The 23,523-nt window shown below is 31.6% G+C and carries 24 protein-coding genes; 12 read left to right on the top strand and 12 right to left on the bottom strand.

The window, feature by feature from the left end:
- Positions 1-137: 137 nt before the first annotated feature.
- Entirely contained in the window at positions 138-1,754 is a 1,617-nt protein-coding gene (gene bamH, locus ABD766_RS06920; protein ID WP_344815972.1) for a BamH family beta-barrel-assembly machinery protein, read from the bottom strand.
- Between the two features lie 15 nt (positions 1,755-1,769).
- Entirely contained in the window at positions 1,770-2,573 is an 804-nt protein-coding gene (locus ABD766_RS06915; protein WP_344815971.1) for a glycogen/starch synthase, read from the bottom strand.
- Between the two features lie 107 nt (positions 2,574-2,680).
- On the opposite strand from ABD766_RS06915, the gene panC reads away from it, so the two are divergent.
- The 11 genes from panC to ABD766_RS06860 all read left to right on the top strand — a co-directional run bounded on the left by panC (position 2,681) and on the right by ABD766_RS06860 (position 12,659).
- Complete coding sequence (gene panC / locus ABD766_RS06910) at positions 2,681-3,529, top strand: pantoate--beta-alanine ligase (protein ID WP_344815970.1); 849 nt, start codon at positions 2,681-2,683, stop codon at positions 3,527-3,529.
- Between the two features lie 13 nt (positions 3,530-3,542).
- On the top strand, positions 3,543-3,893 hold the full coding sequence (gene panD / locus ABD766_RS06905; RefSeq protein WP_344815969.1) for an aspartate 1-decarboxylase: 351 nt from the start codon (positions 3,543-3,545) through the stop codon (positions 3,891-3,893).
- 4 nt (positions 3,894-3,897) lie between these two features.
- Positions 3,898-4,857, top strand: a complete 960-nt coding sequence (locus tag ABD766_RS06900) for a lysylphosphatidylglycerol synthase transmembrane domain-containing protein (protein ID WP_344815968.1) — start codon at positions 3,898-3,900, stop codon at positions 4,855-4,857.
- A 57-nt stretch (positions 4,858-4,914) separates the two neighbouring features.
- Complete coding sequence (locus tag ABD766_RS06895; RefSeq protein ID WP_344815967.1) at positions 4,915-6,069, top strand: alpha/beta hydrolase; 1,155 nt, start codon at positions 4,915-4,917, stop codon at positions 6,067-6,069.
- A gap of 27 nt (positions 6,070-6,096) precedes the next feature.
- On the top strand, positions 6,097-7,455 hold the full coding sequence (radA, locus tag ABD766_RS06890; protein ID WP_344815966.1) for a DNA repair protein RadA: 1,359 nt from the start codon (positions 6,097-6,099) through the stop codon (positions 7,453-7,455).
- Between the two features lie 39 nt (positions 7,456-7,494).
- A complete protein-coding gene (locus ABD766_RS06885) occupies positions 7,495-7,959 on the top strand; it encodes a gliding motility lipoprotein GldH family protein (RefSeq protein ID WP_344815965.1) in 465 nt (154 codons plus the stop codon).
- Between the two features lie 163 nt (positions 7,960-8,122).
- Positions 8,123-8,878, top strand: a complete 756-nt coding sequence (locus ABD766_RS06880) for a hypothetical protein (protein ID WP_344815964.1) — start codon at positions 8,123-8,125, stop codon at positions 8,876-8,878.
- A 1-nt stretch (position 8,879) separates the two neighbouring features.
- Positions 8,880-9,029, top strand: coding sequence for a hypothetical protein (locus tag ABD766_RS06875; RefSeq protein WP_344815963.1), 150 nt, complete (start codon positions 8,880-8,882; stop codon positions 9,027-9,029).
- 9 nt (positions 9,030-9,038) lie between these two features.
- Entirely contained in the window at positions 9,039-10,724 is a 1,686-nt protein-coding gene (locus ABD766_RS06870) for a mucoidy inhibitor MuiA family protein (RefSeq protein WP_344815990.1), read from the top strand.
- A 131-nt stretch (positions 10,725-10,855) separates the two neighbouring features.
- Complete coding sequence (locus tag ABD766_RS06865; protein ID WP_344815962.1) at positions 10,856-12,274, top strand: PQQ-dependent sugar dehydrogenase; 1,419 nt, start codon at positions 10,856-10,858, stop codon at positions 12,272-12,274.
- A 1-nt stretch (position 12,275) separates the two neighbouring features.
- On the top strand, positions 12,276-12,659 hold the full coding sequence (locus tag ABD766_RS06860) for a cupin domain-containing protein (protein ID WP_344815961.1): 384 nt from the start codon (positions 12,276-12,278) through the stop codon (positions 12,657-12,659).
- Positions 12,660-12,704: 45 nt separating this feature from the next.
- On the opposite strand, the gene ABD766_RS06855 is transcribed toward ABD766_RS06860, so the two are convergent.
- The 4 genes from ABD766_RS06855 to ABD766_RS06840 form a co-directional block, all read right to left on the bottom strand.
- Positions 12,705-13,745, bottom strand: coding sequence for an aldo/keto reductase (locus ABD766_RS06855; RefSeq protein ID WP_344815960.1), 1,041 nt, complete (start codon positions 13,743-13,745; stop codon positions 12,705-12,707).
- Between the two features lie 121 nt (positions 13,746-13,866).
- Complete coding sequence (locus tag ABD766_RS06850; protein ID WP_344815959.1) at positions 13,867-14,832, bottom strand: OmpA family protein; 966 nt, start codon at positions 14,830-14,832, stop codon at positions 13,867-13,869.
- Positions 14,833-14,947: 115 nt separating this feature from the next.
- Positions 14,948-15,688, bottom strand: a complete 741-nt coding sequence (locus ABD766_RS06845) for a DUF6882 domain-containing protein (protein WP_344815958.1) — start codon at positions 15,686-15,688, stop codon at positions 14,948-14,950.
- Positions 15,689-15,721: 33 nt separating this feature from the next.
- A complete protein-coding gene (locus ABD766_RS06840) occupies positions 15,722-16,483 on the bottom strand; it encodes an exodeoxyribonuclease III (protein WP_344815957.1) in 762 nt (253 codons plus the stop codon).
- A gap of 166 nt (positions 16,484-16,649) precedes the next feature.
- Between ABD766_RS06840 and ABD766_RS06835 the strand changes: the two genes are divergently transcribed.
- Entirely contained in the window at positions 16,650-18,452 is a 1,803-nt protein-coding gene (locus tag ABD766_RS06835; protein ID WP_344815956.1) for a GNAT family N-acyltransferase, read from the top strand.
- A 97-nt stretch (positions 18,453-18,549) separates the two neighbouring features.
- On the opposite strand, the gene ABD766_RS06830 is transcribed toward ABD766_RS06835, so the two are convergent.
- From ABD766_RS06830 to ABD766_RS06805, 6 genes are all read right to left on the bottom strand, one after another.
- On the bottom strand, positions 18,550-18,849 hold the full coding sequence (locus ABD766_RS06830) for a DUF2752 domain-containing protein (protein ID WP_344815989.1): 300 nt from the start codon (positions 18,847-18,849) through the stop codon (positions 18,550-18,552).
- Positions 18,850-18,989: 140 nt separating this feature from the next.
- On the bottom strand, positions 18,990-19,376 hold the full coding sequence (locus tag ABD766_RS06825) for a DUF4234 domain-containing protein (RefSeq protein ID WP_298307345.1): 387 nt from the start codon (positions 19,374-19,376) through the stop codon (positions 18,990-18,992).
- Positions 19,377-19,473: 97 nt separating this feature from the next.
- Complete coding sequence (locus ABD766_RS06820) at positions 19,474-20,430, bottom strand: 2-hydroxyacid dehydrogenase (RefSeq protein WP_344815955.1); 957 nt, start codon at positions 20,428-20,430, stop codon at positions 19,474-19,476.
- 548 nt (positions 20,431-20,978) lie between these two features.
- Positions 20,979-22,331 carry a magnesium transporter gene (gene mgtE, locus ABD766_RS06815; RefSeq protein WP_344815954.1) on the bottom strand — a complete coding sequence of 451 codons (1,353 nt, stop codon included), beginning with the start codon at positions 22,329-22,331 and terminating at the stop codon, positions 20,979-20,981.
- A complete protein-coding gene (rsmA, locus tag ABD766_RS06810) occupies positions 22,321-23,100 on the bottom strand; it encodes a 16S rRNA (adenine(1518)-N(6)/adenine(1519)-N(6))-dimethyltransferase RsmA (protein WP_298309309.1) in 780 nt (259 codons plus the stop codon). The genes mgtE and rsmA overlap by 11 nt, the downstream gene beginning before the upstream one ends.
- A gap of 116 nt (positions 23,101-23,216) precedes the next feature.
- On the bottom strand, positions 23,217-23,519 hold the full coding sequence (locus ABD766_RS06805; RefSeq protein ID WP_298309307.1) for a GIY-YIG nuclease family protein: 303 nt from the start codon (positions 23,517-23,519) through the stop codon (positions 23,217-23,219).
- Between the last annotated feature and the right edge of the window lie 4 nt (positions 23,520-23,523).

The raw sequence follows: 23,523 nt of genomic DNA, 5'->3' as shown, positions 1-23,523 counted from the left end.
GTTCCGTCATAAAGCATAACACCAGCACTATCATAGCCACGGTATTCTAATCGCTTTAATCCTTTTATAACAATAGGATATGCTTCACGATATCCAATATAACCTACAATTCCACACATATTATTATAGTTATTTAGTTAGTCAGGTTTGGTATAATAAACTTCTAATTTTAATCTTTGTTGTAATGGTACACTTGGATTTGATCCGAATAAAATAGTTCCTAATGGATTTACAACAGACATTGCAGGTACAAATTTTGTTGTAACACCATCATTTGTAAATGGTGTAAATAAATTTACATTCGAAGGATTATTTATTGATTCTGTAACCACTAATCCTAGTTTTACATTAGTTGAATCTTTCAAAATTAAATTTCTAATATGATTAGTAATCTTAATCTTGTAAGTAGTTCCTCTTTTACTTGCGTCTTTTTGAATAATTCCACCATAAATAAACTTATTGTATTTTGATGAATTAGCTGTAGTTAAATCTGCAAAGTAATCAATGAGAGGTCTTTTATTATTCAAATCATATAGATAAATTCTATTTGGCTCTGGTGCTGCCGTTCCCATAGCAGCGTTATCAATAGTAAAAGTTAAATTAGCTTCATTGACTAACCAATTATTATCTTTAATATCTTGTAATTTTGCAGCTCCAGCTGTTCCTGCAAACAAATCAATGACTGCCATGGAGCCACCCATACCATTTAGATATAATTTATTATCTCCAACAGTTGTATTTGGTGAAGTTACTGGGTTTGTCCAATCGCTAGTAATTAAATTTACTGAACGTCCGCCCAGTTTTATATCTAATGATCTTCTAACTAGTGTGGTTTCTGTATCAGATTTATTGTCTCTGTAAATAATTCTTATGTATCCATTAGCAAAGTTTAATTTTGCTAAAGTCCCTTGATTTGGAGAGGTGGTTGCATTATTTACTTTAAAATATAATCCTCTGAAATAGTTTTCAAAGGCATTATTGTTGAACAAAACTCCTGTTGGAGCATTGAATATTTTTTGTCTAAAAAATCCTTTATCTAAACTTAACAACATTCCTGGAGCTAAACGTTCTTTAACAGCAACAGTTGGTTTTCCTATATTTTTATAAATTTTAATTTGTTTATCACTAAACTTAAACTTGCTGTTCTGGGAATTATCTGCTGTAGCTGTGCTATCTTGTATGTTTCTATTATCAATATTTAACAAAGTTCCAATATTAGAATCAAAATCACTTTGTTGATTAGAATAATAATGTTGCGGTTCTTGAAAACCTGTTGCAGGATCGTTATCCCTTAAATAATAATTAGACTCATAAACTTTTAGGTCTATTTCTTTATCACCAAATATAGAATCTTTACTTAATTCATAAGTACTATCACCAGTAGTCGCATCAGTACTTTTTACAGAACTAAAATAAGGCACATATAAGTAAACTGAATCAATAATTATACTGGTAGAAGGTCTGTAAAATTTTGGACTATTAGTAACTAACTGCACCTGTGAGACAAAATTTGCTGTTGTTTTTCCAAAAATTGGATTGGTATAAGTGCCCAAAGAATTTATAGGTAAATCGCTTGTTCTGTATACTCCTATATTTTGATTGTAGGCAACAACATCTATTGCTTCTTTGTTTAAACTGTAGTTGTCATTACCTACAATTTCGGAACCCAATTCATTAAAATCCTTATCGCAAGACGCGAAAAAAAGAATTGATAATCCGATAATAAATGTTTTGAATAAGAAATTAAATTTCATGTTTTGTAAATTATATTATAGCATCTTTTTATAAAAAGAAGTGTAAGCTTCTGCGAATCCTTCTTTGGGAGCGAAAGGTAAAAAAGGTTTGCCTGAAGATTCTATAAATTTTGTTAAACTTGGCGAAAGATTTTCAGAAGCGATGATTACTGCATCTGAGTGCATCACAGAAGCTTTTATAAGATTTTCATAATTTGGCGTTTCCAAATCAGCAACCGCTTCTTCTGGAACACCATCAAATTTAATCTTATTAATCATTTCTAAATCTAAATTTCCATCAAAGGATTGGCTATAAACTGAACTTACAATCTTAGTTTCAGAAAATAATGCTTCGTCTTTGTAAAAATGTTTCATATAAACAGGAAGCATTGAAGCCATCCATCCATGAACATGAATAATATCTGGAACCCAATTTAATTTCTTAACGGTTTCTACAACACCTTTTGCAAAGAAAATTGCTCTCTCATCATTATCTGGATATAAAACACCATCCTCATCAGAAAAAGTTGCCTTTCTTTTGAAATATTCGTCATTATCTATAAAATAAACTTGAATTCGTTCTTTAGGTATTGATGCTACTTTGATAATCAAAGGCATGTCGACATCATTTACAACTAAATTCATTCCAGATAGACGAATTACTTCGTGCAATTGGTGTCTTCTTTCATTTATATTTCCATATCTAGGCATGAAAATTCTGATTTGTCCGCCTTGATCATTAATCATTTTTGGCACGTCATATGACATTAGAGAAACTTCATTCTCTGCTAAATAAGGCACCACTTCAGATGATACATATAATATCCTCTTATCTTCCATTATGTTATGTATGTATTTATTGGCAATAAAAAACATGCAAAATTACAAAAATTTATGCAGATAATTACTAAAGTAGTAAGTTTGTACCCTATTTAATAAAAAAACACATGCACATTTTCAGTAAAAAGGCAGATTTAATCAATCATCTGAAAGAGAATAACCTCGATAAATCCACAGTAGGATTTGTCCCAACTATGGGAGCATTACACGCAGGACATCTCTCTCTGCTTAAAAAATCTATTGAAAATAATGCAACAACAGTAATAAGTATTTTTGTAAACCCAACTCAATTTAATAATCCCGAAGATTTAAAAAAATATCCTAGAACATTAGAAAGTGATGTAGAAAAAATTAAAACAATTTCTGAAAAAATTCTCATCTATGCTCCAACTGTTGAAGATATTTATGATGGAAATACAAAATCACAACATTACAATTTTGATGGTTTAGAAAATCAAATGGAAGGTAAATTTCGTCCAGGACATTTTGACGGAGTTGGAACTGTTGTAAAAAGATTATTTGAAATTGTAAATCCAAGCAATGCCTATTTTGGTGAAAAAGATTTTCAACAACTACAAATTGTGAAAAAACTAGTTGAAAAAGAAAAACTTTCTGTAACCATAATTGGATGTCCAATTTTTAGAGAGCAAAACGGATTAGCGATGAGTTCTCGAAATGAACGCCTTTCTGAAAACGAAAAAAAGGAAGCCTCAATTATTTTTAAAACATTAAATGAAGTAAAACATCTTTTTGGCACGAAATCTGCTAAAGAGGTTGCTGAGTATGTAACAAAAACCTTTTTAAATCATCCAATATTTGAATTGGAATATTTCGAAATTGCAGATGAAGCTAGCTTGTTAACTTGTAAAAGAAAAAACAAAAAGAAAAAATATAGAGCTTTTATTGCAGTTTTTGTTAACAAAATAAGATTGATAGATACTATTTCACTAAATTAATTTAACTTTGCCCATGCAAATTCAAGTTGTAAAATCAAAAATTCATCGCGTCAAAGTAACTGGCGCAGATTTAAACTATATCGGTAGCATTACTATCGATGAAGCTTTAATGGATGCCTCAAACTTAATTGAAGGCGAAAAAGTTTCTATTGTTAATATCAATAACGGAGAGCGTTTTGAAACTTACGCTATCAAAGGTGCAAGAAATTCTGGCGAAATCACTTTAAATGGTCCTGCCGCAAGAAAAGTACATGCTGGCGATATTATTATCATTATTTCGTATGCTACTTTAGATTTCGAAGAAGCAAAAACATTCAAACCTTGGCTTGTTTTCCCAAACGAAAACGATAACACTTTGAAATAGTCTTTTGAAAAATCAAGTAAGTAAATGGTTGTCGATAGTAATTCCTATACTTTTAGGAATTGGAATAATCGTATATCAATACTCAAAATTTACTGATGCTCAAATCAATGAAATAATTGGTTACTTCAAAAATGCCGATTATTTTTATGTTTGCCTAGCTGTTTTTGTTGGATTTATAGGCAATGCCATTCGAGCTTACCGATGGAAATATATGTTAGACCATTTGGGTTATGACTCTTCTTTCCAAAACAATTTCATGGCAGTGAATATTGGTTACTTACTAAACTTGACCGTCCCAAAATCAGGAGAAATTTCAAGAGCTCTAATTGTAAAAAAATACAACAACATCCCTTTCGACAAAGGATTTGGAACCATTGTCGCCGAAAGATTGATAGATATGATTTTTCTATTATTCTTTATGTTACTATCTGTTGTCCTTCAGTTTAAAATAGTAAAAGCCTTTATTTTAGACAAAATTCCGTTACAACTAATGACACTTCTCTCCATTTTTGGAATCTTGTTTTTAATTGTATTTGTTTTAATTTACAAGTACTCAAAATTGAAAATAGTTGCTGTTTTTAAAGAAAAAATTTCAGGATTGAAAGAAGGATTGTTAAGTATCATTCACATGAAAGAAAAATGGAAGTACTTCTTTCAAACCATCTTAATTTGGATATCCTATTTAATCACCTATTATATAGCTACTAAAGTAATTCCTGAAACTTCAACCCTAACATTTGAAGCCATTATAACATGTTTTGTTGTAGGAAGTATAGCGATTGCGTTTACTAATAGTGGATTTGGCGCTTATCCGTTTCTAACATCTAAAGTGCTATTGTTTTATGCTATTGCAGAACCAGCAGGAACAGCCTTTGGTTGGATTATTTGGACCTCTCAAATGCTATTAGTTTTACTTTTGGGATTGTTATCATTTTTATTACTACCTATCTTAAATAGAAAATAATTTATTATATTGCTTGTTTTTAAAAACTTTCTTTAAGTCAATCAAAACAACCAAAATATGAAAAAAATTATTTTATTCTTATTAATGACACTTAGCTTTAGCGGTTTTGGTCAAAAATTAAAAGATAGTATCCTTTCAAAAAAATTAGATACTTACAGACATTTAACAATATCGCTTCCTCCTTCATACGATAGAGAAACTAAGAAAGTCTATCCTTTACTTTTTTTATTAGATGGTGATTATTTATTTGATCCTTTTCAAGGTGCCATAAGCTATGGTAATTACTGGGATGATTTGCCAGAAGTAATCATTGTAGGCTTAGCTCAAAACAGAGAAAACGAGCGTGATTCAGATTGTACATTTGATGACAGCACAGGTTTACCTGAAGGAAAAGGTGAAAGTTTTTTCGAATTTATTGGAGGCGAACTTTTACCGTTTCTACAAAATAAATATAGAATTTCTCCTTTCAAAATGATTGCAGGACATGATGTCACCGCTGGATACATGAATTTATTTTTATATAAAGACAATCCTTTATTCAATGCCTATATATCATTAAGTCCAGAACTTGCTACTGAAATGGAGGTAAGAGTTGCCGAACGATTAGGAACATTCAAACAAAATATGTTCTATTATCAATCCTCCGCCGATGGAGATATCAAAAAAATGAGATCAAAAATAGCAACACTAGATGAAAATATTAAAGCAGCAAACAATCCTAATCTAAACTACAAATACGACGATTTTAAAGGAGCTTCACACTATTCACTAGTTTTGTATTCTATTCCAAGTGCTTTGTATCAGTTTTTTGCTGCTTACCAACCAATTTCAACTTCTGAATTTCAAGAAAAAATTGTCAAATTGGAATCAGGTTATGTGGATTATCTAAAAAATAAGTATGAAATTTTAGAAAAAGCATTAGGAATTAAAATGAATATTCGTCTTAATGATTTCAAAGCTATTGAAGCAGCAATTCTTAAAAACAAAGCCTACAATGAATTTGAACTATTAGCACAACTTTCTAAAAAAATGTACCCAAAATCAATGCTTGGAGATTATCATATGGCAATGTTTTACGAAAATACTGGTGATATTAAAAATGCAGTAAGATATTACCAAAATGGTTTTCAAATGCAAGAAATTGGTGATTTAACCAAAGACATGATGCTTGGTAAAGCTGACGAATTAAGAGTGCAAATTAAAAAGAAATAACAAATATTCAGATTCAGAAATTAACTAATGGCTAAGCTTAAAACTTCTTTCTTTTGTCAAAATTGTGGTACTCAATATGCCAAATGGCAAGGACAATGTAACGCGTGTAAAGAATGGAATACTATTGTTGAAGAAGTAATTCAAAAAGAAGAAAAATCAAATTGGAAGCCAACATCTGAAGTTAAAAAAGCGCCAAAACCATTAAAAGTAACCGAAATTGATTCGTCTGAAGAAGTTCGAATGAACACTCTTGATGGCGAATTAAATCGTGTTCTTGGTGGCGGAATTGTACCTGGTTCATTAATTCTTCTTGGTGGCGAACCTGGAATTGGAAAAAGTACTTTATTACTTCAAATATCTTTAAAATTACCATACAAAACTTTATATGTTTCTGGAGAAGAAAGTCAGAAGCAGATAAAAATGCGTGCCGAAAGGATTACTCCAAATGGAGACAATTGCTATATCTTGACAGAAACTAAAACCCAAAATATCTTTCGTCAAATTCAAGAAATTGAACCCGAAATTGTAATCATTGATTCAATACAAACACTTCATACCGATTATATTGAATCGACTGCAGGAAGTATTTCACAAATTAGAGAATGTACAGCAGAATTGATAAAATTTGCTAAAGAAACCAATGTTCCAGTAATTTTAATTGGACATATTACCAAAGATGGAACTATCGCTGGACCAAAAATATTGGAACACATGGTCGATACGGTTTTGCAATTTGAAGGCGACAGAAATCACGTGTACCGAATTTTACGCAGTTTAAAAAACCGATTTGGTTCAACAGCCGAACTCGGAATATATGAAATGCAAGGTTCCGGATTGAGAGAAGTTTCCAATCCATCTGAAATATTGCTTTCGCATCGTGAAGAAGAACTTTCTGGAACAGCCATTGCCTCCACTTTAGAAGGAATGCGTCCGTTGATGATTGAAATTCAAGCATTGGTTTCAACAGCAGTTTATGGAACACCTCAACGAAGTACAACAGGTTATAATGCAAAAAGATTGAACATGCTTTTGGCTGTTTTAGAAAAACGCGCTGGTTTCAGACTAGGAACAAAAGATGTTTTTTTGAACGTTACTGGAGGAATATCGGTTGATGATCCGGCAATTGATTTGGCTGTTGTGGCTTCGATACTTTCGTCAAATGAAGATATCGCCGTTGGTAAAGACGTTTGCTTTGCTGGCGAGGTTGGTCTTTCGGGTGAAATTCGTCCTGTAAACAGAGTCGAACAACGCATTCAAGAAGCAGAAAAACTTGGTTTTGCAACTATTTTTGTTTCTAAATATAATAAACTTTCTACAAAATTTCCAGGAATAAAAGTGATTTTAGTATCTAAAATTGAAGAAGTTGTAGAACATTTGTTTGGATAATAATTTGGTTATCAATTACGTTATCTAAAAAACCAAACCATGAAACCAAAATTTATTTTCCCAATCTTCGCTATTTTCTTACTAATTTCTTGTTCAGAAAAAACAGATTATAATAAATTCATCAAGCTTCCTGAAGATCACAGATGGCTAAAAACAGATTCCAAAATTTTTGAATTTACCATTGACGATGACACAAAGTTATATGATGTTACCTTTGAGTTTAGTCATATTTATGATTATCAATTTGCAAGTGTTCCTATAAAAATTGATGTTAAAAATCCATCAGGTGAAGAAGAATTTCACAACATTGATTTCAACATAAAAGACAGTAAAGGCAAACCATTAGCCGATTGTGGTGGCGATATTTGTGATATGTCGATGAACGTTATTGAAAAAACTAAACTTCTAAAAGGAAAATATCAAATAAAAGTAGGTCATGATTTTAATGGACCATACCTTCCGAATGTTATTGGAGTTGGAATTAAAGTAACACAATCAAAATAATTTACATTGCTTCCCAACCTTTTCATGAAAATAGTACTCTTTATATTTATAACTAATTACTAAATTTTATGAAATCGCCATTAACAACAAGTTTGCGCAAGCAAACACCAATAAATAAAAAGGCGATACCATATATGACCGCTAAAAAAGAAATTTTACATATATGAAAAAGAAATTTTCTTTAGAAATAAAAACACCTTGCAGCGAAAACTTCGATAAAATGATTCCAAATTCGAAGGGTTCATTTTGTAGTTCTTGTGCTAAAAATGTTATCGATTTAAGTAAAAAAACCAATTCGGAAGTAGCAAGATTTATAGCTGAAAATAAAAACAAAAGCATTTGTGCCAGATTGAAAACTTCGCAACTTGAAGAAGAATTTGAAATAAACGAAATTTCTAAAAGCAACAATTTTAAATATGCTGTTGCAGTTGCTGCCTCAGTTTTATTGACTTCCAATGTTGTTGGTCAAGAAAAACAACCAGTAAAAACTGAAGTTGGTTGTTCCGAACCTACGGGTTTTAAACATGGAAAAATTGCTTATCAAGAAGGAAAAATGGTTTCATTTATTTTGAGTGGAAAAATTTTAGAAAAATCAACTAAAAAACCTTTGTCAAATAAAAAATATCCTGAACTTACCATTTTTGTTTCAGGTTCTAATATTTCTATAAAAGTAAATCCAAAAACAGGCGCTTATTCTATTCCATTACTTTTGGATAAAAAGACTACTGAACTGTTTGTTACAATAAACTCCAATGATTCAAGTTATTCTAAAAGTATGAAAATTGATTTATCAAAAATCAGAAATAATAGTCTAATTTTAAACCTGTCAATTGATTCAGAAAGCGAAATGCAAAATCACCAAATTTTGGGTGGTTTGGGTGTGAATTATATTGACAATAAAAAAATGAAAAACTCATAAAATGAAAAAAATACTCTTACTCACCATACTAATTTCGGCAATTTCTTTTGCACAGAAACCTATTTTTACTTCGGCAAAAGTAAAATCAGCAACCGTATATTTCAACGCTGCCGAATTACAACAAACGACAACCGTAAATCTTCCAGTGTGAACAAGCGAAATCGTAATTAAAAATGTCGCTGATTATTTGAATGAAAACACCATTCAAATTGGAGCACCAAGTTCGGTGACCGTTTTATCAGTACAATTCACTCAAAATTATATTTCAGAATATGAAATTGACGAAAGCAATCCTGCGATAAAAAAAGTGCGCGATAGTATTACTTTGGTTCAAAAAGAGATTAAGAAAATTCAAATTGAAACCTATTCGCACCAACAAACTATTGGATTATTAGACAATAATCAAACGGTTGCTGGAGCTAATTCGGGATTAAGTGTAACCGAATTAATAAAATTGGTTGACTATTATAAAGCCAAAAGAACCGAATTAGACAATGCTGTAGTTTCACTTCAAGAAAAAGAAGCAAAGTGGAACGTAAAACTCAAAGCACTAAACGATAAACTCGAAATAAATACTAAAAAAGAAGAAAAATCATCTCAAGGAAAATTGGTACTTCAAGTAATGAACGAAATTGCAGGAAACGTAAATCTTGACATCAACTACATAACGAATTCTGCAACTTGGAATCCGTTTTATGATTTACGAGTGGACAACGTGAAAGATCCAATAAACATGATGTATAAAGCACAAGTTTCGCAAACTACAGGAATTGATTGGAAAAAAGTAAAACTAACTTTATCAAGTGGAAATCCGAATCAAAATAATCAACAGCCAATTTTAAATTCTTGGTTTTTGAGATTTAAAGAAGAGGGAAATGACTTTAATTATTATAGAGGAAATACTTATAAATTTAGAGATGGAGATAGTACTTCAAACACTATTCAATCTTTAGAAGGAAGGGTTGCTGGATTAGCAATTAATGACAAAAAAGAGGCCGATTCAAGAGTTGTTTTAAGAGGAAATAGATCTATAACTGGAAACAATCAACCATTAGTAGTAATTGATGGTGCAGTTTCAGATAATGAAACCTATAAACAATTGCCTCCAAACACTATAAAATCTGTAAATGTTATCAAAGGAGCAGAAGGTGCGGCTTTGTATGGTTCAGAAGGTGTAAATGGTGTAATTGTTATTACAACAAAACAAATGGACGATTACACTTCCATCAACGAAAACCAACTCAACGTTTCTTTCGATATTGATATTCCTTATGATATTTTATCAAACGGAAAAGCACACTCTGTAGCGTTAAAAGAAATTAAATTACCTGCAACTTACAAATATTATGCAGCGCCAAGAGTGGATAAAGAAGCATTTTTATTAGCAGAAATCAATGATTATTCTAAATATAATTTATTGCCTGGTGAAGCCAATATCATCTTTGAAGGTTTGTATGTTGGAAAAACAACAATCAATCCAAATCAAACAGCCGATACTTTAAATTTAAGTATGGGAAGAGATAAAAAAATCAATATCAAACGCGAAAAAGTAGTGGATAAAAGCGGAACTAAATTTTTATCTTCTTACAAAGAGCAAACGTTTACCTATGATTTGACAGTGAGAAACAACAAAAAAGAAGAGATTTTCATGTTATTGAAAGATCAATATCCATTGAGTACCGATAAAGAAGTTACAATAGAATTATTGGAAGACGGAAAAGCAAAAGTAAATAGCGAAACCGGAATTCTAACATGGGAACTGAAACTCGCTCCAAATGAAACCAAGAAAATCAGAATCAGTTATAAAGTGAAATATCCAAAGGATAAAGTAATCGACAATTTATAGCATAACTAACTCAAGCAGAGGAAAAGCGTAAAGAATTTAAAACTCTTTGCGCTTTTTTGTTTTTGTAAATCACTATGAATGAAATACTTTAGAAATTATTTTTTAAATTTACCAAAACTAAACTAATCGCTATGAAAAAGATTTTACTTTTAGGAATAACATTATTATCCTTTTTTGGATATACTCAAACCATTGCTTTACAATCATTCGCAACCGGTTTCAGTAGTCCTGTAGAAATTGCACATGCAGGAGATTCAAGATTATTTGTAGTACAAAAAGGTGGATTAATTCGCATTTTGAATTCAAATGGGACTATAAATGCAACCCCATTTTTAAATTTATCATCCTTAATTAGTTCTGGAGGCGAACGTGGATTACTTGGTCTAGCCTTTCATCCAAACTATGCTACAAATGGTTTTTTCTTTGTTAATTACACCAATACTGCTGGAAATACGGTGATTGCAAGATATTCTGTAAATTCTGGTAATCCAAATATTGCCAACACAACTGGAACTATTTTAATGACCATAAATCAACCTTATACAAATCACAATGGTGGAAGTATAAAATTTGGTTCTGATGGATTTCTATATATCGGTATGGGAGATGGTGGAAGTGGTGGCGATCCTCAAGGTTATTCTCAAAATTTAAGTTTAACGAATTCAAACGTTGTGTCAAATCCGTCTAGAATTTATTTAGGAAAAATGCTTCGCATTGATGTTAATACAACAGCACCTGGATTAAATTATGGATTTCCTTCTACAAATCCGTATGTAAACGAAGCTGGAAAACAAGAAATTTGGGCAATAGGTTTAAGAAATCCGTGGAAATTTTCATTCAACAGATTAAATGGAGATTTATGGATTGCAGATGTAGGACAAAATGCTTTCGAAGAACTTAATAGAATACAGAGTCCGTTACCTAATACCGGAATTAATTTTGGTTGGAAATGTTATGAAGGAAATGAAACCTACAATACTACAGGTTGTGCAGCAGCAAGCACCATGACTTTTCCATTTTATCAATATCCTTTTTATAGTAATGGTACTTGCTCTATAACTGGAGGCTATGTTTATACAGGATCTAGCTATCCAAATTTACAAAACAAATATGTTTTTGGCGATTATTGTGATAATAGAATAAGAGTAATAGACAATAATGGGGTTTTAGTAACTTCGGCGGTGTTCTCTGGTAATGATTTTGCAAGTTTTGGTGAAGACCATCTTGGAGAATTATATGCAGCAGGTTTATCATCTGGAACGATTTTTAAAATCGTAGACACTTCTTTAGCTAATTCAGATTTTGAAAAAAGTGGTTTTTCACTGTTTCCAAATCCGTCAAAAGAGTCGTTTACAATTAAAAGTTCTGATGAAAATTTAGCAACAAAAATCGATTTATTCGACCTTACTGGGAAATTACTTTTGACAAAAAAATTAGAAAATAATCCTGAAAATACTATTGCCACAACTTTACTTTCTAAAGGAATGTATTTGGTTACTTTGGAAACTAAAAATGGAACGAGTTATACCACAAAATTGATTATCGAATAATATGCTCGAACCATTTATCGTAACAACAATTACAACAAACGAAACCGGAATTTCTGTTTTTACTGAAACTGATTTTGAAGTGCATCAACGTGGAGGAATGTTCTTAACGGATCAAATTGCCTCCAAGAATTTCAGAATTCGGAAAAGTGATTTGGGTTACGAAACCGAATTTCATTTAAGTGGTGACCCAACTTTAATAATTATCTTGAAAGGAACTTTGAAAATTGAATTACAAAATGGCGAATTCAAAACATTTTCTGCAGGAAATTCATTTATAGCAAAAGATAATTTACCTGAAAATGTACTTTTCGACAACAAAATTCACGGTCACAAAGCAAGTGTAATTGGCAATGAAATCCTAGAAGCAATTCATATTAAGTTGTAATCAAACTGAACACTGACAACTGATCACTGATCACTGAACACTGAACTAGGGTGCTGGATTAGGATGAATCTCTTGAATTCTTTCAATTTCAGATAAAATTTCTTTAGATAGAACTACTTCGAACGCATCAATGTTTTCTTTTAATTGTTCCAATGATGTTGCTCCGATAATCGTTGACATCACTAAACGCTGTTGGTTTACAAAAGACAATGCCATTTGAGTAATTGTTAATCCATTTGCTTCGGCTAAATCTTTGTATAATTTTGTTGCTTTAAAGCAATTTTCGTTATTGTATCTAGTGAAATTTGGAAACAATTTCAAACGAGAATTTTCAGGATATCCGTTCAAATATTTACCTGATAAAAATCCGAAAGCAAGAGGAGAATACGCTAATAATCCAACATTTTCTCGCATACAAATTTCAGAAAGTCCAACTTCAAAAAGACGATTCAACAAAGAATACGGATTTTGAATGGTTGCAATTCTTGGTAAATTATGCTTTTCGCTTTCGTTTAAAAACTTCATTACACCATATGGGTTTTCGTTAGAAACTCCAATATGTTTTATCTTTCCTTCTTTGATTAATCCATCATAAACAGATAAAACTTCGAAGAAATTGTCCTGCCATTTGGTATCCAATTCGGTAACACCACGTTTTCCAAACATATTCATTACTCGTTCTGGCCAATGCATTTGATACAAATCAATGTAATCCGTTTGAAGATTTTTCAAACTCAATTCTACCGCTTCGTGAATGCTTTTTTTGGAAAAATCTAAAGGTTGACGAATGTATTCCATGCCACGATTTGGACCTGCAATTTTAGTTGCTACAACCAATTTTTCTCTTTCAGAAGCTCCAATTTTATGCAACCAACTTCCAATATGTCGTTCTGTGCTTCCAAAGATTTGAGCATTTCCACCAATGGGATACATCTCTGCAGTATCAAGAAAATTTATTCCTCTTTCAACGGCATAATCCAATTGTGAATGTGCTTCGGCTTCAGAATTTTGATTACCAAAAGTCATTGTGCCTAAACAGATCTTGCTGATTTTTATATCGGAATTTGGAAGTGTTGTGTAGTTCATTTTATTTATTTGAAAATGCAAAGATACAAAGTAAGAAAGGGTTTTAAAAAGAAAAAAGTTCAAAGAAATTTCTGAACTTTTACTTTTAACCTTTTAAACATTAATAAACTTTTAAACCTTTTTAAAGTTCATTCAACATTTTAGAAATTTCGTCTAATTTTGGAGTTAAAATAATTTCGATTCTTCTATTTTTTGCTTTTCCTTCTGGTGTGTCGTTGCTCATTAATGGTGCATATTCTCCTCTTCCGGCAGCAGTTAAATTATCTTTTTTAACACCTTTATTTTCTGAAAGAATATTTACAATTGCTGTTGCTCTTTTGGTAGATAAATCCCAATTATTTTCAATTCCGCCACCAATATTTCCAAGAATCTTGTCGTCATCGGTGTGACCTTCAATCAAAACTGAAATATCTGGATTATCGGCAAGCACTTTTCCTACAGCAACAACAGCTGTTTTTCCTTCAGTTCCAACTGCCCAACTTCCTGTTCCAAAAAGTAATTTATTTTCCATTGAAACATATACTTTTCCGTTGCGTTGTTCTACGGTTAATCCTTTTCCTTCAAATGCTTTCAACGATTTAGAAAGTGTTTCTTTCAATTTTTTCATGCTTGCCTCTTTAGCTGCAATGTAGGCTTCTAATTCGCTTAAACGTTTTGAACTTGCATCTAATTCGGCTTTCAATTTATTCAAACGTTCTTGCTCAGCAGCCATAGATTTTTCTTTAGCTTCCAATTTTGCAAGTAATTCTCTGTTTTTATTGATGTTAGCCGTTAACGCTTCGTTACTATCTTTTTCTAAAGCATTGTAGGATGCTTGAAGTGTTTTCAAGTTTTTATCCGAAGCAGTAAAATCAGCAAGAAGTTTATCACGCTCTACTTTCAACTTATCATATTCCGATTGTAATTTAGATTTATCGGCTTCCAATTGGTTTTTGGATTTAGTTAAATCTTCATTACTATCAGCTAAACTTCTGTTTTCTTTTTTCAATTCGGCAAACTTGTTTTCCAAATCGTTGTATATTTTTTTAGAAACACACGATGTTGAAAGTGCCACAATCAATAATCCTAAGGAAATTCTTTTAATCATTTTAAATTTATTTTTTTGAATCGAATCAAAATTAAAGCATCAAATTGGTTTTTGGTCTATTGGTTTTATTTGTTATTGACATTGTTATTGACAATTTTTTTGTAAAAAAATACCCTTATTTATTCGATTCTTTTATTTCAAAATAACATTTTTCACATACTAATTTAATATCTGAAAACTCCATTGATTCATCATTCCAACCATCATGCTCAACTCTTACTTTTTCACATTCATAACACCAAGCTTGAAAATCATCATCTTCATATTCAAATTCCATATCTTCATAGGTTTCAAATGCTTCTTCAAAACCATTTTTGCTATTTTTTTTTAAATGTTGACACACAAAAGCTCGTCTTCTTCTTTCATGTTTTTCGCAATCAATATATTTTTCTTTTTCTTCACTTGCTTGTTCGTTCTCAACAAGTTCATATAAAACCATAAAAATAAAATGCCTTTCTGTTTCAGGTCTATATGCTCCAATTCCGTTTAACAACTTTGTAGTTATTGAAGTGAAATCCCAAACTTCTTCCATACTACTTTCAAAAAGTCCTTGTGTTAGTTTGTCAAAACCATACTCAATTCCAAATTGTTTAACAACTTCTAAATTTTGCTTAACTTTTTTTAAGGTATTCTCGTTGTCCCAAGACCATTTCCAAGTATTAGTGCCTTTTGAGAATGTCCCAACTTCATGATATCGAAAATTTAGTTCTCTTTCATCATCTGAAAAAGTTATTAATCCACTTGCTTGATCATAAAACCAATTTGGATAGGAGTTTAAATCATATTTATCTGTAAGCTCTTCTTGCTTTCTTGCTAGTTGATTAAAGCAATTTGTTACAAATTCATTGTAGTTCATATTGTATTGGTTATTAAAATTGCCATTGAACTGTTAATCAATCTCAACCATAATCGGACAATGATCAGAATGTTTGGCTTCAGGTAAAATTACTGCTCTTGTCATTCTTTCTTTTATAGTTTCAGAAACTAAATTATAATCGATTCTCCATCCTTTATTATTTCCTCTTGCTCCTGCTCTGTAACTCCACCACGAATAATTGTGTGGTTCTTTATTGAAGTGACGAAAACTATCCACAAATCCCGATTTCATAAAACCATCCAACCATTTTCTTTCTGATGGCAAAAATCCTGAAACCGTTGCATTTCTTATTGGATCATGAATATCAATAGCTTCGTGACAAATGTTGTAATCGCCACAAATAATCAAATTTGGAACTTCTTTTTTTAAATGATTTATGTAATTTTGAAACTCATCCATATATTGAAATTTGAAATCCAATCTATCAATATTGGTTCCTGAAGGCAAGTATAAACTCATAATGGAAACGTCGTCAAAATCAACTCTAAGGTTTCTTCCTTCAAAATCCATGTGTTGAATTCCGGTTCCGTAAACTATATTTTTAGGTTCCGTTTTACACAAAATAGCAACGCCAGAATATCCTTTTTTCTCAGCTGGAAAATAATATTGGAAAGGATAACCTGCTTCTGCAATTTGAAGAATCGGAATTTGATCTTCTTGAGCTTTAATTTCTTGTAAACAAATTACATCGGGATTTGCTTGTTGCAACCAATCTAAAAAACCTTTTGTTATTGCGGCTCGAATGCCATTTACATTATAGGATATGATTCTCATAATTGAATTTTATAGTTTTTCAAAAATAACCAAAAACCTGAAATCTATCCATGAAAAATCTAAATTATAAGTTTTGTTTAACCTTTTTTTGATTTCTGCATTTTTTCAAAAATCCATTCAAATAGAATTACTATCTTTGTTTCTTGCTCAATAAACAAATAACTGAATGGGTTTAGTCACTGCTAAAGAAGTTGCAAAAGCAATAAACGCTGATAAGTACGGAGTTTTCGGTACTTTTTCGGGTTGGTTGCTGATGAAAATTTTAAAAATTTCTACCTTAAATAAAATTTATGATAGAAATAAGCACATAAAAGACGTTGAGTTTTTGAATGCAATTCTAAACGATTTAGAAATTAAATTTGAAATCCCTGAAGAAGATTTTAAACGTCTTCCAAAAGAAGGTGCGTATATTACTATTTCCAATCATCCACTTGGTGGAATCGACGGTATTTTGTTATTGAAATTGATGTTGGAAAAAGAACCCAATTTCAAAATTATTGCCAATTTTTTATTGCACAGAATTGAGCCAATGAAGCAATACATCATGCCGGTAAATCCGTTTGAAAATCATAAAGATGCTAAATCTAGCGTTATTGGAATTAAAGAAACGTTACGTCATTTGAGTGATGGAAAACCTTTGGGAATGTTTCCTGCTGGTGAAGTTTCTACGTATAAAGATGGCAAATTAGTAGTTGACAAAGCTTGGGAAGAAGGCGCAATTAAAGTAATTAGAAAAGCTCAAGTTCCTGTTGTTCCAATATACTTTCATGCGAAGAATAGCCGATTATTTTATTTTCTTTCTAAAATTGGCGGTACACTTAGAACAGCAAAATTACCTTCAGAATTATTTTCTCAAAAAGATAGAATTATTAAAGTTAGAATTGGAAAACCTATTTCTGTTGCCGAACAAAATGAATATAAATCAATTGATGAATATTCTGAATTCTTGAGAAAGAAGACCTATATGTTGGCAAATTCTTTCAATGAAGAAAGTAAATTGTTGACGGTTCCAAATTTAAAAACACCAAAAAGTCCAAAGAAAATCGTTACGCCTGCAAGTCAGGAAAAAATGATTGCTGAAGTGGAAGAATTGCGTAAAACCGATTCAAGATTTTTTCAAAGTAAGAACTATGAAGTGTTTTTTACAGAAGCCAATAAAATTCCAAATATTCTTCATGAAATTGGACGTTTGAGAGAAATCACCTTCCGTGAAGTTGGTGAAGGAACAAACGAATCTATCGATTTAGATAAATACGACAAATATTATCATCACATGTTTTTATGGGATGAAGATACAAAAAAAGTTGCTGGTGCTTATCGAATGGGATTAGGTTCGGAGATTTTTCCTAAATATGGAATGGATGGTTTTTATTTAAATGACTTATTCCGATTTGAAACTGAATTGCACGATATGATGAAGCAGTCTATCGAAATGGGACGAGCTTTTATCGTAAAAGAATACCAACAAAAACCAATGCCGTTGTTTTTACTTTGGCGCGGAATTATTCATACTACCTTACGTTATCCTGAACATAAATTTTTACTTGGTGGCGTGAGTATCAGTAATCAATTTACCGATTTCTCAAAGTCGTTGATGATTGAGTTTATGAAATCCAATTATTACGATCCTTACATTGCGCAATATGTGCATCCTAAAAAGGAATTTAAAGTAAAATTAAAAGATGCCGATAAGGATTTTATCTTCGATGAAGCAGAAGCCGATTTAAATAAATTTGATAAAATCATTGATGAATTAGAACCAGGAAATTTAAGATTACCAGTTTTAATTAAAAAATATATCAAGCAAAATGCACGCTTGGTTGCCTTCAATGTTGATCCTTTATTCAACAACGCCATCGATGGTTTAATGTACATAAGAATTGCCGACATCCCAGAAAGCACTATGAAACCTGTAATGGAAGAATTTCAAGCGGAATTGGAAAGAAAATTGAGCGAGAAACAAGAATAGTTTCCAGTTTTTTCTCAATATTCGGGATCATGTTGCTTGTTAAAAATAATTGGCTTCTTTTATAAAATAAAGGAAGCTTTTTTGTTTAAAAAGCAAATTATTTCCAAATTGATTCCTTTAAAACATCATCAAATGAGTGGTTTTTGAGAAAATAAAACAATCTAAAAATGTGATAAATAAGTAAAAATAGTGCTAATCCGTAGGCTAGTTTTCTGTTATAGAAATAGTTTTTGAAATAGTCCTTTTTTGTTTTTATTTCTATTATAAACAAAACAATAATAAAACAACAAAACATAACTACAATCGGACCTAATAAATGATAGTAAAAACTTTTTACTAGGTTTCCATCATAAAAATACACAATAGATTTTGTGATTCCGCACGATGGACAAGGCATTCCGGTTAAGACTTTAAACGGACATAAAGATTGATCCGTTTCTAAATGATTGTTTTTGTTGGTAAGCATCAAAAACAACGGTATTATTAGTGTAATTAATGCACCAATAATACCGTAAATTTTATATTTAGTTCTTTTTTCTATCGGTAAAGTCTGTTGATGTCACCTTGAACAATCATTGCTGCTGCAAAAGGAAAAAACAATCCTAGAACCAACAACAAGGTTGATTGGTCTTTTTGCAATTCACCTGTAATTTGATACACTTTTGGCAAACCATCTTTACCAGCGATATAGTAAAAATAAAGGTTCACAGGTAAACAACATCCAGCAAAAACTGCAATTGGTGTTGATATAATTTCTCTTTCAGCAACTGCATTTAGCACTTCCGCGACTTTTATATTCCAATAAATTAAATAAAGTCCACAAGTTATGAAGCTTAATAATAAAACTATTATTGGATCTACTTTAAACTCAGGAATATTGTTTGGTTTATTCCAATGAGGCTCATTCGGATTGATTACTTCCATGTTTTGTTTTGTTGGTTAGTGTTATTGATTTTTAATTTTACTAAAATATAAAATTTTAATAATAAGACGAACAATTACTACAAAAGTTACTAAAAAGTTATCCTTTATAAAACTTGATGATTTTATCGACAATAACTTGTGCTAATTTTTCATGACTTTCAAAGGTCCAACCAGCAATATGTGGCGTAAGAAGAACTTTATCTGAATCTAATAAATACTGAAAAGCTGCTGGTTTCTCAGTGTCGATGAATAAGTTTTCAAACGAAAGTTTTTCATATTCTAAAACGTCTAAACCTGCGCCGAGAACTTTTCCTGATTCTAATGCATTCACTAAATCGGTAGTTACTACATTTTTTCCTCTTGAGGTGTTGATGAGCCAAAACGGTTTTGAAAACGCATTGATGAATTCTGAATCTACCATTTTATCGGTTTCTGGTGTCCATGGAAGGTGCAAACTCAATACATCGGCTTGTTTTTGAAGTTCTTGCAGCGAAACTTGAGTAGCGTTTTCATCGGAAACATTTTCTAAAATATCGTGACAGAGTACTTTTACATCAAATCCACGTAGTTTTTTGGCAAATGATTTTCCCATATTTCCATAACCAATTATTCCAACTGTTTTACCTTCTAGTTCGTAACCTCGATTGCCTTCACGAATCCATTTTCCTTCGCGAACTAACTTGTCGGCACGATTTAATTTATTCATTAAAGACAATAACATTCCTAGTGCGTGTTCGCCAACAGCATTGCTATTGCCTTCTGGAGCTGCGATTAAATGAACTCCTTTTTCGATAGCATAATCACAATCGATGCTTTCCAAACCTGCGCCAACTCGTGCAATAAATTGCAAATTGACTGCTTTATCAAGAAATGTTTTGTCGATTTTAAAACGTGAACGAATTACAATTCCGTTATAGTTTTGGATTTTTGCTTCGACTTCTTCTTTGGTGGAAGTGAAATCTTCTTCGTTAGTGAAACCTGCTTGTTCAAGTTGATTCCATAATAACGGATGATTACTGTCGATGTAGAGGATTTTTATAGTTTCGGGTTTCAAGGTTTCGGGTTTCGGGTTACTAATTTTTGAAGGTTAAATATAAAACTAATTTTTGAAACCATTAAGTTATAAAGGTTCATTAAGAAAAATGTGTTTCGAAAAGAAATTGTTTCAGGAATTTTGTCATTTCGACGAAGGAGAAATCGCATTAAAAAAATAAACATAATTTAGGATGTGAGTTCTCCTTCGTAGAAATGACAAACTTGACGCAAAAAGTAAATTAATTAACGTGAGTTCGATATATAAACCGAATAAAAATTCATCTTTTTACACGAATTGCACTAATTTACACGAATTGAAGATGGAAAAAAATACACCGATAAAATCAGATTTTAATTCGTGAAATATAATTATTAAAAAATAATTAGTGTAAATTCTTGCAATTCGTGTCTAAATTTATAAAATCCTATGTCGAACTCACGTCAATTATTTTTTGAAAACCGAAACAAAAGGAAAAGACAAATACAATCTAGCCCTGATTGGAGGAAATGCCGTGCATGACGTAAAGCAGGAAAATGGTTTATAAATAATGACCAAGCCATTCGCTCCTAAAACCCTAAAATTAATTTAGCAATTGAAAAGTAAATTAATATTCCGAAAATGTCGTTACTAGTTGTAATAAATGGACCTGTGGCAAGTGCAGGATCTATACCAAATTTATCTAAGATAAGTGGAATGGAAGTTCCAATTAATGAGGCAATAATAATCACTGAAACTAAGGCAATGGTTACTATTATTCCTATTTTGGTTTCAACACCTAATAAAAAATGACTTCCTACAAATAATATTGTTGCTAAAATTAATCCATTGAACAAACTCAAGGAGATTTCTTTTAACAATCGATTAAATATGGTGCCGCTGATGGTGTGATTAGCCAAACCTTGAACAATAATTGCTGATGATTGAACGCCAACATTTCCTGCCATAGCGGCAATTAGTGGTGTGAAAAAGAATAATTCTTTGTGAAATTGCATCGCTCCTTGAAAACTTTCAAGTAATGTTACGCTTATAAAACCTCCAAAAAGTGCAAGGACTAACCAAGGCAAACGCGCTTTGGTAAGTTCAAGAATGCTATCATCAGCTTCTACGTCTTGCGAGATACCGGCAGCTAATTGGTAATCTTTGTCGGCTTCTTCCTTGATTACGTCAACGATATCATCGATGGTAATTCGACCAACTAATCGTCCCATTTCATCAACCACTGGAATGGCTTCTAAGTCGTATTTCTGCATGATTCGTGCAACCTCAACATTAGATGCGTTAACTCTAACAGAATCTACTTTTTTGATATAAACTTCGCTAATTGGTGTTTTAGTTGATGTTGTTAATAAATCTTTTAGTGACAATCTTCCTTTAAGACGATTTTCATCATCGACAACATAAATAGAATGAACTCTTGTAACGTTTTCGGCTTGAATTCGCATTTCTTTTACGCAAGTTAGTACGTTCCAATTTTCATTGACTTTTACCAACTCTTTTCCCATCAAACCTCCGGCGGTATCTTCGTCATAGCGTAATAAATCAACAATATCTTTAGCATGCTCAACGTCTTCAAGCTCAGAAATTACTTCTTCTTTTTTGCTTTGTGATAGTTCGGCAATAATATCTGCTGCGTCATCGGTGTCAAGTTCATCAAGCTCTTCAGCAATTTCTTTGGCAGAAAGTCCGCGAAGTATTTTTTCACGAACGTCGTCTTCAAGTTCGGTTAGAATTTCGGCAGTAATTTCGCTATCTAATATTTTGAAAATATATATGGCTTCATTGGTTTCTAACTCATCAAAAATTTCGGCAATATCAGCATGGTGCAAGTCGTTCAACAAAATTTCCAACTCTTGGTCGTTCTTTTGATGAATTAATTGCTCTATTTGAACTAAAAGTTCTTTGCTGATTTTAAACTGCATTGGCCTCTATTTTTTGGGTAAGTTCAATAAATTGTTCTACCGATAATTGCTCTGGTCGAAGATCAAAAATAGTATCTTCTCTTAAATTATCGGACAAATTTAGTGATTTTAAACTGTTTCGCATAGTTTTTCTGCGTTGTTGAAAAGCAGTTTTCACTACAGTAAAAAGTAATTTTTCGCTACAAGGCAAAGTATAATTTTCTTTTCTACGCATACGCATAACGCCCGATTTTACTTTTGGTGGTGGATCAAAAACGGTTTCATCAACGGTAAAAAGATATTCTACATCATAAAATGCTTGGGCTAAAACCGATAGAATTCCGTAGACTTTACTTCCTTTTTTGGAGCAAATTCGTTCGGCAACTTCTTTTTGAAACATTCCAGAAAACTCCGGAATCTGATTGCGATATTCTAAAGTTCGGAAAACTATTTGTGTGGAAATATTGTAAGGAAAGTTACCAATGATTGCGAATTGCTTTCCGTCAAAAACCTCGTTGATATTGTATTTCAAGAAATCTTTAGAAATAATCTTATCTTTCAGTTTTGGATAATTGGCATCAAGATACGCTACCGATTCTGTATCGATTTCAATAACATATGTCGTAATTGGTTTTTCCAATAAATATTTGGTCAAAACACCCATTCCTGGACCAATTTCTAATACGTCATCATAACCTTCAAGATTTAAAGTATCGGCAATGGCTTTAGCGATAGATTCGTCTTTTAAGAAATGTTGTCCGAGGTGTTTTTTTGCTTTTACTTTTTCCATGTTGTTTGCCACGAAGGCGCTAAGTCGCTAAGGTTTTTATTTTAAAGAAAAATTAAATAAAGTTATAAATTCTACGTCTTTCCCGCGCAGGCGGGAATCCATTTTTACAAAATTACTTAATCATACCAATCAAATGCTAAATCTTTCCAATCTTGATTTTCTTCTTCAATTAAATTTATTTTCCATTGTCGGTTCCATTTTTTTAATTGCTTTTCTCTTGCAATCGCATCTTTAATAAATCCAAATGCTTCAAAATAAACCAATTTGTCAACATTGTATTTTGAAGTAAAACCCGGATTGATTTTATTCTTATGTTCAAAAACTCTTCTTTCTAAATCATTAGTAACCCCTATGTAGAGTGTTCCGTTTTTTTTACTTGCCAAAATATAAATGTAATACTGATTTAAGTTATTATACATATCG

It is taken from the genome of Flavobacterium cheonanense, from assembly GCF_039539185.1.
In the GTDB taxonomy this organism is placed as follows: Bacteria; Bacteroidota; Bacteroidia; order Flavobacteriales; family Flavobacteriaceae; genus Flavobacterium; species Flavobacterium cheonanense.
This window is presented reverse-complemented; position numbering and strand designations above follow the sequence as displayed.